This is a genomic window from Methylophaga sp. UBA1464 (genome assembly GCF_002325665.1).
In the GTDB taxonomy this organism is placed as follows: Bacteria; Pseudomonadota; Gammaproteobacteria; order Nitrosococcales; family Methylophagaceae; genus Methylophaga.
In genome coordinates this window covers 24716-35433 of the sequence record NZ_DCSO01000107.1, presented here as the reverse complement: position 1 = coordinate 35433, position 10718 = coordinate 24716, and the positions used below count along the sequence as shown (strand labels likewise).

Annotated in this window: 8 protein-coding genes; 3 read left to right on the top strand and 5 right to left on the bottom strand. The window is 42.9% G+C overall.

Going from position 1 to position 10718, the window contains the following annotated elements:
- Window positions 1-110: 110 nt before the first annotated feature.
- Together B3O33_RS14555 and B3O33_RS14550 are read right to left on the bottom strand one after the other, a co-directional pair.
- On the bottom strand, window positions 111-2285 hold the full coding sequence (locus tag B3O33_RS14555) for a primosomal protein N' (RefSeq protein WP_292363873.1): 2175 nt from the start codon (window positions 2283-2285) through the stop codon (window positions 111-113).
- 234 nt (window positions 2286-2519) lie between these two features.
- Entirely contained in the window at window positions 2520-4145 is a 1626-nt protein-coding gene (locus tag B3O33_RS14550; protein WP_292361116.1) for a Na/Pi cotransporter family protein, read from the bottom strand.
- 95 nt (window positions 4146-4240) lie between these two features.
- Here B3O33_RS14550 and folA point away from each other — a divergent pair, with 95 nt between their 5' ends.
- Window positions 4241-4726, top strand: a complete 486-nt coding sequence (folA, locus tag B3O33_RS14545) for a type 3 dihydrofolate reductase (protein WP_292361115.1) — start codon at window positions 4241-4243, stop codon at window positions 4724-4726.
- Here folA and B3O33_RS14540 read toward each other — a convergent pair.
- From B3O33_RS14540 to B3O33_RS14530, 3 genes are read right to left on the bottom strand one after another with little or no spacing between them, the layout of a single operon-like run.
- Window positions 4723-4959, bottom strand: coding sequence for a TIGR02647 family protein (locus tag B3O33_RS14540; protein WP_292361113.1), 237 nt, complete (start codon window positions 4957-4959; stop codon window positions 4723-4725). The two genes, folA and B3O33_RS14540, sit on opposite strands and share 4 nt — an antisense overlap.
- A 25-nt stretch (window positions 4960-4984) precedes the next feature.
- A complete protein-coding gene (locus B3O33_RS14535) occupies window positions 4985-8962 on the bottom strand; it encodes a sensor domain-containing protein (protein ID WP_292363872.1) in 3978 nt (1325 codons plus the stop codon).
- 2 nt (window positions 8963-8964) lie between these two features.
- Window positions 8965-9897, bottom strand: coding sequence for an ABC transporter substrate-binding protein (locus B3O33_RS14530; protein WP_292361109.1), 933 nt, complete (start codon window positions 9895-9897; stop codon window positions 8965-8967).
- A gap of 184 nt (window positions 9898-10081) precedes the next feature.
- On the opposite strand from B3O33_RS14530, the gene B3O33_RS14525 reads away from it, so the two are divergent.
- Window positions 10082-10330: a hypothetical protein gene (locus B3O33_RS14525; RefSeq protein WP_292361107.1), complete on the top strand. Its 249-nt coding sequence runs from the start codon at window positions 10082-10084 to the stop codon at window positions 10328-10330.
- Between the two features lie 8 nt (window positions 10331-10338).
- The gene (locus B3O33_RS14520; protein WP_292361105.1) at window positions 10339-10683 is read left to right on the top strand and encodes a pentapeptide repeat-containing protein; all 345 of its coding nucleotides are present in this window, start codon (window positions 10339-10341) and stop codon (window positions 10681-10683) included.
- The last annotated feature ends 35 nt before the right edge of the window (window positions 10684-10718 follow it).

The following is a 10718-nucleotide window of genomic DNA, read 5'->3' as shown; positions in this document are numbered from 1 at the left end:
GCTTTCGATAATTGTTTTCAATTGGTCTTTCAAGGTAATGAAGTCCAGATAACAGAAATGTGATGGCGAATTTTAACCGATCAGGCTGGTGGATGACACTATCCTTAGGTTCATATTAACTCCGTAGGATCGATGTCTATCGACCAGCGACCTTTTCGCGCCAGTTTAAGCTTACTGATGGAATTGATATGTTGATCAATTAATCGATGCAGAGCAGCACGATCTGCGGATCGCATCAGTAGTTGTGCACGATATCGTCCTGCACGCTTTTCCATTAAAGCGGGAACCGGTCCCAGAATCAGTACTGACGAAGATGAGTGATGTAATAATTCAGAAATCTGTTGCAATAATTGCATAGCCAGATCCGCTTCTTTGCTTTCAGCACGCCAAACCGCCCAGAAACCATGAGGCGGTAATTGCATCTCCATCCGCTCTGCTAATAAATTTTCGGCTATGGTTTCATAACCGTGTTGTAACAGTTTTTTCCAAAACGGATGTTCCGGCTGTTCGGTTTGAATCAAGACTTCCCCGGCTTTTTTGCCACGTCCAGCTCTTCCCGTCACCTGAGTGATCAATTGTGCAAGATTTTCGGTCGCCCTAAAGTCGGCACTGAACAATGCCTGATCAGCATCTACCACCCCTACCAGGGTTACATCATGGAAATCATGGCCTTTAGCTAACATCTGGGTGCCGACCAGAATCGCGGCCTGCCCCTGATTAATCTGTTTAACCATATCGGCAAATGCATTCACCCGCTGGGTGCTATCCCGATCAATTCGCATGACAGGCACATCTCTAAAAATCGTTGTCAGAGCCTGTTCGACTTTTTCAGTGCCAATGCCATAACTTTTCAGTTCCGTGTTACCACATTCCGGACAACTTTTTGGCAACGTTTGTATCAATCCACAATGGTGACAGAAAAGACGGTTCTGCTGTTGATGTACCACCATTTTTGCATCACAACTCCGGCAATTAGCCTGCCAGTTACATTGGTGACACATCAGTACCGGAGCAAATCCACGACGATTGATAAACAGTAAAACCTGATGATTTTGCTCAATATGTTTTTCGATGGATTTTAACAATCCTGTACTTAAGCCATTGTTATCAATAGCACTATTTGCGGCTATCAGTTTCACTTTGGGTAAGGTGGCCCCACCGGCTCGTTGCGTTAACTTAAGCAGCTGATAACGTCTCTGATTTACTTGATATAAGGTTTCCAATGAGGGTGTTGCACTACCCAGCACAACAGGAATATTCAGTCTTTTAGCACGCATTAATGCCACATTTCTGGCGTGATAGCGTAATCCATCCTGTTGTTTATAGGAACTGTCATGTTCCTCGTCAATGATGATCAACCCCGGATTAAGCATTGGCGTAAAAACAGCTGAACGGGTACCGATAATAATATCTGCTTTTGCTGCTCTGGCCAGTAACCAGGCTTGTTTCCGATCGTTATCTGAAACGGAAGAATTTATGACTACAATATTTGCCGTTAATGATTGACGGAAACGTTCAACAAATTGCGTGGTTAATCCAATTTCCGGAATTAATACTAATATCTGTTGCTGGTTTTCAATGAGCTCCCGACAGATTTCAATATAAACTTCTGTTTTGCCACTTCCGGTTATTCCCTGTAGCAAAAAAGTGGAAAATTTATCCCTGGCCTTCAGTATTGTTTCAACAGATTGTTTTTGTTCATCATTTAGCAATACCCCCTGCTGTATTTGTAAACAAGGTAGTGGTAATGCAACTTGTTGGCTGGCAATAATCGATTCTTGTTTTTGCAGGGCAGTCAAGCTGCTTTTTACATTTCCTAATTGAACCCGCAATGCCTTTTCACTGAGTCCTTCCGGATAATCTTCCAATAAATTCAGGATCTGCTTCTGCTTTTTGCCGGGTTTATTGTTTGGTCGTTGTTTTAAAGACCAAAATGTTTCGGTTTGCATCTCATCAGCATCACCAAGTCGTAATTGTTTTGGTAAAGCGGCTTGAAAGCATTCTCCAATGGGATGATGGTAGTAACGGCTTACCCATTGCACCAGCTGCATGATTTCTGTTGGCAAAAATGCCTGTTTATCGACTTGCTGATCAATTTTTTTTAGTTTACTGACTGAAGCTTCCGTTATGGGTTTTATCGCAATGACAATTCCAATCAGTGGTCTACTCCCAAAAGTGACAGCTGTACGCATACCGGTTTGCCAGCTCTCTGCAGGATCATCACTTAGATAATCAAATGTCTGACGTAATGGACAGGATAAGGCGATTTCGACGATGCAGCTCATTAATCAATACTAAATAAATAAAAGAGATCTTTTTAATGATGTTAATGCTTTAGTCCTGTGTATAGCTGTATTAATCCAAAAAATACTTATTATTCATTGTGTTAAATAATGGTTAGGTTGTGCATAACTTTAAGCTTGCGGGATGGATCTCCTGTGTATAACTTTGCGACTTATCCACAGATAATTTTATCCACAGCTTATGATCTGTTTTATAAGCAAAGCATACCGTAGTTGTTAAGCTTGTTTTACCAGATTATCAATAGGGGGATCGGCTTGGCTGGTTTTAAAAAATGCTGTGGCTTTTACAGCTTGCTGACAGAGCCGCCTGAGTTGAGATATGGCTTGCAATTCTTTTTCCATGCGAGCAATAGAAAGTCTTCCTTCTGCACCACGTCTTAACAATAATGATTTTAATGAAAGATACGTTTTTTCGAGGGTATCGAGCTGATTGGATAAATCTGGACCGGGTTTATCCAGGGTGGCGATATCCAGCAACATTAAACAGTCCACATTGAAATGTGCCAGTTGTTGTTGTAATTCAGCCGCAATAGGATGATTGGATAAAGCACGATTTTCAGCAATACCAACCGTAAGTGAGGAAATAGCGTCACAGTATTGGGAAACACGTATCAAATCAGCTGTTTTTTCTGCGATCTGCTCATTAATATGTTGCTGGTAGAGTAGCCGACTGAATTCCCCTATTTTTAAAACATTTTGTTCAGTGAAACTGTGTTGCTGTTTTAACCAGCTCACAGGCCGATTTTTATGAATACAATGCGTCGCCATTTTTATTACATGCTGATTTAATCGAATTAATTCAAGACGGATTGAAGTAAGTGCCAGGTTCGGAATTTTTAACGTCGTTTTATCAAGATATTTCGTTTCGGCAATACTTTGATCAACACCGGAAAACTTGGTTTTCAGCCAGTTTTCCAAAGGGGCTGCCAGCTTCCAGATAAGTGCAACTCCTAATACATTAAAGACCGTGTGAAATAAGACTAATGTGGTGGTGAACTGCACATCGTCAACTATTAATTGCTGAAACCAGTGGATCAGCCATATTAACGGCACCAATAAAATTAGACTGACAATGGCCGTTAAAAGATTAAAAATGACATGGCTGGCAACGATACGCTTGGCTACTGGCTGACTACCGATAACCGAAAAAATGGACGTTGTGGTGGATCCCAAATTACTGCCGATGACAATTGCAGCTGCAGGCAATAAACCAATTATTCCACCAGCGAGCGAGGTTAACGCCAAGGTTAAGGTGAGGCTGGATGATTGCAGTAGCGTTGTCAGGAGCAACCCAGCTAACGCAAACAATATTATATCAACGACTAATAAGCCACTGGAAAAATGCAAATCAAACAAGCTGTCGGCACCACTGAAAGTGGCTTTTAAAGCGGCTATTCCTAAAAATAGCAGGCCAAAACCGGTTAATGCCAAACCGATATTGGCATAACCACGATTAATGCCTAATAAGCGCATCGCCATACCGATACCAATTAACGGTAAGGCAAATTTTTCAATATTCAGGTTGAAACCAACCAAGACAACTAACCAGCCCGTGACCGTGGTGCCGACATTACTGCCAAACACAATCCACATTGCTCTTCTCAGGCTGATAATGCCGGCATTGGCAAAACCAATTGTGGCCAGAGTGACGGCACCTGAGTGTTGAATAATAGCCGTGAGCAGGAAACCCGCACTGAGGCCGCGTAGACGAGTGTTGGTCCAGCTTTGCAGGATTTGATTGAGCTTATCTCCGGCAATTTGTTTGAGTCCGTCAGTCATCAACCACATGCCTAACATAAACAAACCCAAGCCACCGATTAGCGATCCCAGCATATTCAACATGTAACACCTACCAGATTCCTGAAGCATTGAATTGATGATACCGGATAAAATTTCAGCGATGCTATGCTATGCAAAGTAAATCAATGAGGTGTGAGATGAAAACGGCGTTTGTAGTAGCAATGGATGAACAGGGGTTAATTGGACGCGACAATGATCTGCCATGGCGACTGTCAGCGGATCTGCAATATTTTCGCTGTATTACTATGGGTAAACCCATTTTAATGGGCCGTAAAACCCACGAGTCGATCGGCCGAGCCTTACCTGGTCGGCAAAATATTGTGGTGAGTTCGTTAGCTGATTATCAGGCTGAAGGATGTGATGTCGTCAATTCGATTGAAGCCGGATTAAAGCTTGCCGCAGATGCGGATGAAATAATGGTGATCGGTGGATCGTCATTGTTTGAGCAGATGTTCGATAACGTCGATAAACTTTATCTCACAAGAGTTCATGCTGAATTGGAAGGCGATACCTGGTTTCCTGAATGGGATAAAACTCAGTGGCAGTTAATCAGCCAGGAATCGCACCCGGCAGATGAAAAAAATGATTATGCCTATAGTTTTGAGGTTTACCAGCGCGTTTAATTCGGCGGCGACATCAGCTGTATAGCAGTATGCAGATGTTCAGAGGCTTCATGACCCAAATCGGTCAGATATCCACCATCAGCCTGTGTAATTAAACCGTTATTAAATAATTGTTGCGCCGCTTCAACCAGACCTTCCCGCGCTGTTGAATGATGAATTTTTATACCTTGCAGCGTGTTGCTGGGATCAAATTGTAATAAGACTTCGATCTGGTCAATTTTTTGCTGTTGCATATCCGGCTCCATTACCAATTTATGTTCAGTCTACGCCTAAATTACTCAGCGGTGGATGATTTAATAAATTAAAAAACTGGTCAGCCGGGACAGGTCTGCTGAATAAATAACCCTGCATAAAGTCACACCCCTTGTTTTTTAATGCTTGCAGATGTTCTGTTGTTTCAACACCTTCCGCCAGCGTTTTCAAACCCAGTGATCGGGCAAGAGTGATAACGGCATCAACAATGGCTTCATCATCTTCATCTATCAGCATGTCAAACACAAAACTCTGATCAATTTTGAGTTTATTAATAGGGAATTTTTTCAGGTAATTCAAAGAAGAATAGCCGGTACCGAAATCATCCAGTGATAACCGAATACCAGCATCTGCAAGGGATCTGAGTTGTTTAATAGTCAGATCAATATTGATCATAGCGACCGATTCGGTGATTTCCAGCTCCAGGTTATCTGCTGCCAGCTGATGTTCATGAAGAATGGCATTTATCATGTTAACCAGCAAAGGATTATTGAATTGCACGGCAGACAGGTTTATCGCCACTAATAAATCCTCATGTCCGGCTTCAACCCATTGTTTACATTGCGCAATTGCCGTGTGCAAAATCCACTGTCCTATTGGATTAATCATGCCTGTTTCTTCTGCAATAGGAATAAACTCCATTGGCGAAATCATTCCAAACTCCGGGTGATCCCAGCGTAACAAGGCTTCTGCACCGGTAATTTTGTTTTGCTTGATATCCACTAAAGGTTGATAAACCAAAGACAGTTCATTACGGGCCAGTGCAAATCGCAAGGCATGCTCCAGTTCCAGTTTATACACAATCTGTGAATGCATCTCAGCGGTGAAAAACTGATATTGATTGCGTCCGGCCTGTTTTGCCCGATACATGGCTGTGTCTGCATGTTTATTGAGGCTTTCTGCATCTTTTCCGTTATCCGGATAAACACTGATACCTATCGAAACAGTAACAAACAGCTGGTTACCTTCAATTTCAAAAGGTGCGGTGATATTTTCCACTAACTTCTGGGCCACATGTCCGGCTCCATCAGCATCGGTGTCAGGTAATAAAATAATAAACTCATCGCCCCCGGTCCGGCATACGGTATCCTGTTCCCGCATTTGTTCGATAAGTCTTCCGGCCACTTTTATCAGTAAACTGTCACCTATCGCATGACCGAGACTGTCATTGATAAATTTAAACCGATCCAGATCCAGATACAGTAACGCCAGTTTTTGCTGATGACGCTCTGCTGAAATCAACGTCTGGTGAATGCGATCCTTGAGTAAGGCCCGATTAGGTAAACTGGTCAAGACATCGTGATGTGCCAGGAAATTTATTTTCTGTTCTGCTTCCCGGTACTTGCTGATATCCGACATGATGGCAACATAATTTTGCAGCTGCTCCTGCTCGTTATCAACACGGCTAATGGATAACCATTGCGGATAGATTTCACCATTCTTGCGACGGTTTTGTACTTCACCAGACCAGAAACCCTGTTGTTCAAGCTGATTCCACAACAGCTCGTAAAAGTATTTATCATGGTAACCAGAGCTGAGGATGGATGGGTTTTTACCGGTGACGTCTTCCAGAGAATACCCGGTCATAATGGTGAACGCCGGGTTCACAGTAACGATGAGATTGTTTTCATCGGTAATGATGATGCCTTCATTGCTGTTTTCAAACACTAAACTGGCCAGACGTAATTCCTTTTCAGCTTCGTATTGCCGACTGATATCACGACTGATGCCAAGCACACCTATCGTTTCACCGGTTTCATTCTTAAGCGGGGTTTTCAGGGTTTCAAACAATACCTCTCGCCCATCTGCTCCGTATTTACGTTCTTCATAAAATTGGCTGGTGTCGTGCTGCAAGGTGAGTTGATCACTGTGACGATAATTACGGGCTTCTTTCTCCGGGTAAAAGTCAAAATCTGTTTTTCCAATAATTTCCGATTCATTCGTCCCCAGGAAATTTATCACTGCCTGATTACAACGGATATATTTACCCTGTTCGTCCTTACAGAAAATTAAATCGGGTGATGAGTCAATAATACTTCTCAGCAAAACACGCTCTTGATTCAGATGGGTCTGAACTTGTTTGCGGAGGGTGATATCTTCAGTAATGGCTATACAGACGGTTTTTTCATCGTAGATGGCGGTTTGCAAATCCACATGGACTTCATAACGGCTGCCATTTTTACGATAGTGATAGGTTTCAAAATTCAGGCGTTGTGTTTCGCCGTTTATCAAGGGTGAAATTAAGGCTTCAAACGTTACCCGGTTATAGTCTTTATTCAGATCGATAGGCGTCATTTCCTGCAATTCTTCCATACTGAACCCCAGATTGGATTTAGCACCATGGTTTACTTGAATAAATTTGAATGTCTGGGCATCAAAGACATATATTTCATTTAACGAGCGTTCAAGAATTTCACCAAATAACGCATTTTGTTCAGCGGTTTGTTTTTGTTCACTGATATTCAGCACTACTCCGACGATTTGCACTTTTTGTGTCTGAGCATTTTTTACTGCAGAAAGATGATCCTCAACCGTAATGTAATGACCATCTCGATGACGAAAACGAAATTGATTACTGACTGGTTTATCCGTTTGTAAAGCCGCCAGCAAAGTACGCTTAACGCCATTGATATCATCAGGATGAACACTTTGTTGCCAGGCTTGGGGCTGGCTCAACCAGTATTCGGCAGGATAACCGGAATAACTGATGACGGATTCACTGACATAGCTCAGATGAAATTCTCTGTGGCTGGCTTCATTGACGTCCAGAATGTAAGTAACACTGGGGCTTATGGTCAGCAAGTTTTTCAGAAAATCGACGGATTGACGTAGCTCCTGACGCAGTTGGTACTGGTTGGTCACATTGGTAAAAACCAGTATCACCCCAAGAATTTCGGTCTGACGATCATGATCAACACGGATCGGTGCTGCACTATCAGAGATATGATATCGCGTACCATTTCGGGCAACCAGAACGGTATGATTGGCTAATTCGACGACTTCACCACTTTTGATGACCAGGTCTACCGGGTTGGTCATCTTTTCGCCGGTTTCCGCCTGATAAATATCAAATACTTCAGGTAATGGTTGTCCGATGGCATCCTTTTCATGCCAGGCCGTCAATTCACTGGCCACTCGATTCATTCGTGTAATATTACCGATAGCATCCGTGACAATAACCGCATCACCAATGGATTCCAGTGTAATTCGCAAACGCTGCTCGTTCTCAGTCAGAATACTGATGTGCGACTGTAGTTGTTGGGCGGCATCAACTAATGTCTGAGCGACTTGCGTCTGTTCAGTATTCCCTTTAAGGGGATTGATCAGATTAAATTGTTGATCCTGAATCTGTTCGGTCAGTTGTTTTAATGCCTGTAATGGTCTTATAACAAGCTTGCGAATAGTGACCATCAGAATGATGTGTGCCAGCACAATCAACAATAACAAAGGAATAATGGCATTGATGGTTTCTGCCCTGGCTTTTTCCAGCTTGCTTTCAATGGAATTTTGTAACACCAGTATCCATTGCTGTTCCGCTTCAAATAATGGTAACAACAGGTTCAGCAAGTTTTTTTTATCGTTGTCGAACTCGAAGATTTTTTTGGTAGTACGTGCCAGTTCAATATATGGCAACAATTGTTCGTCGAGCACTTTTTCAGCCGGTTGGTTTTGCCAGATAAAGTGTGTGGCGGATTGAATCTGATTATTCTGATCGATTAACACAGCCAGCTGGGCGTCGGCACGTAATGAAAATCTTGCCACATTGCTTCGGGCTTGCTGATAGTCATCGTTAGCAATGGCATATTCAAGGCTATGGCCTAATTGTAAAGCGGTTTCATGAAGCTGGGTTTTTGAGGTTTCTTTTATATCAGACAGACGGTGACGATATTCATTAACAGAATAAAAAAACAAAAGCCCCAGAAACAAAAAGGTAACGGTTAGAGGCAGCCAAAAAGTAAGCCGGTATGTTTGGATTGCAGACATGATTAATCCATACTTTCATAAAGCAGCTGTTGACTATCAACAGCATTATTTAATAAACCTGCCTCAGTCATGAGCCCACTCATCGATTCAATAATATTTTCAAGCTGATGGCTGAAAATATATTGTTGATGCTCGCGTTCTGGCAAAATCAGGTTTTGGTAAAAGTGATCCAGCTCTTCGTTTGAAACACCCAACCGCGGAGCCATTCTGGTTAATGCATCTTGCTGATTATCCGTCATATATTGACGAGCTTGCCAATACCCGTTCAGTAGCTGTTGAATGCTTTTGCGTTGCTGATGTACTGCTGAGTCACGGGTCAGCAGAACATCGACAATTTCACCGGGTAGCTGACTGCTATCAAGCAGATTAATGTAGCCCTGTTGTTGAAGCTGATAGGCAACAGGGTCAAAGCTGATAACAGCTTCAACCTGGTGATTACTCAACATCAAAAAATGTTGATTGATAGTCGATGGAACAATGATGACCTCATTACTTTGCAACTGAGCCACTCGCAAAACCTGTGACAGCATATAGGCTCCAACGCCACTTTGTTCGACCGCAATACGTTTATTTTTGAGTTCTGCCAGAGAGGTTATTCCGGGCTCAACGATCAGTTTGTCTGCCCCGTTCGAGATATTAAAGATCAGCACGATTTTAAGGTCTGAGTGAGTTTCAGCCATTCGCAGGGCTTCATCCAGCGTAACGGCTATTGCATCCAGCTGGCCCTGCCGAAAGGCATGCAAAACTTCCGTGCTGGAGGCTAATTCCTTGAGTTGGATTTGCGCGTTATCGTAATACCCCAGATCGCGAGCCAGGTAGAGTATCTCGTAGCCCGCCCACGGAATGGTCCCAACACGCAATGGCTTATCCGTTTGCGAACTACAGGCAACCAGGCTGACTATAAGTAACAGCAAATAAAAAATCCGTTTACCCATGGTGCATGACCTATTCCCCCTCAGTATGGGTCAGCTAAACGATAGCATAGAACACGCATAAAATAGTATTTGCTAATATTTCATGAAAATGAGAGAAAACCATGGTTTTTCAAATACCTGCGTTTACAATTCAGCAATGATAAGAGTAAGCTGTAACTAAAGACTTTTATACAGGAGTAACAAAATGGAAATTCCTGGTATCACCCCTTTTAGCGGTCAGCCCACACTGACTAATCCGTTATCTTCGGAAAATGTATTGGTCGGGCGGCAGACCCCGGTACAGCAAAACAGTGAAACTGCCTCGACTACGGTAGTGCAGGAGCAAGAGCCAGCCAGTTTGCAGACGGTTGCCGTTGTCAATGAAGCGACACAAAATGAAGCAACGGGCTTTGATCCGGAAAATCCGGGCGGTACGATTGATATTACAGTTTGAGGTTTTAGATGGCAGAACCAAAAATCACTCAAGATCCGCTCTATCAACTGTTGCGCGATGGAAAAATAGAAGAATTTAATCACCGTATTGCCAAGGGAGAGACGGTTGATTTAACCAGCTGTGATTTTCGACATCTTAATTTGCAGGGCTTAATTGCCAGCGGCCTCGATTTCAGTAACAGTTATTTCCGTCAGGCCGATTTACGCGGTATTGATTTCAGTCAATGCATCAGTCTTCGTGGAGCCAGTATTCATGGCGCTAAAATCTCGGGAGTATATTTCCCTACCCCATTAACAGCAGAAGAAATTTCCCTTTCATTGCAGCATGGCACCAGAATGCGCTACACAGACTAGGGCTTGTTGATCTTTCATAGTCACCACTGCTGGGA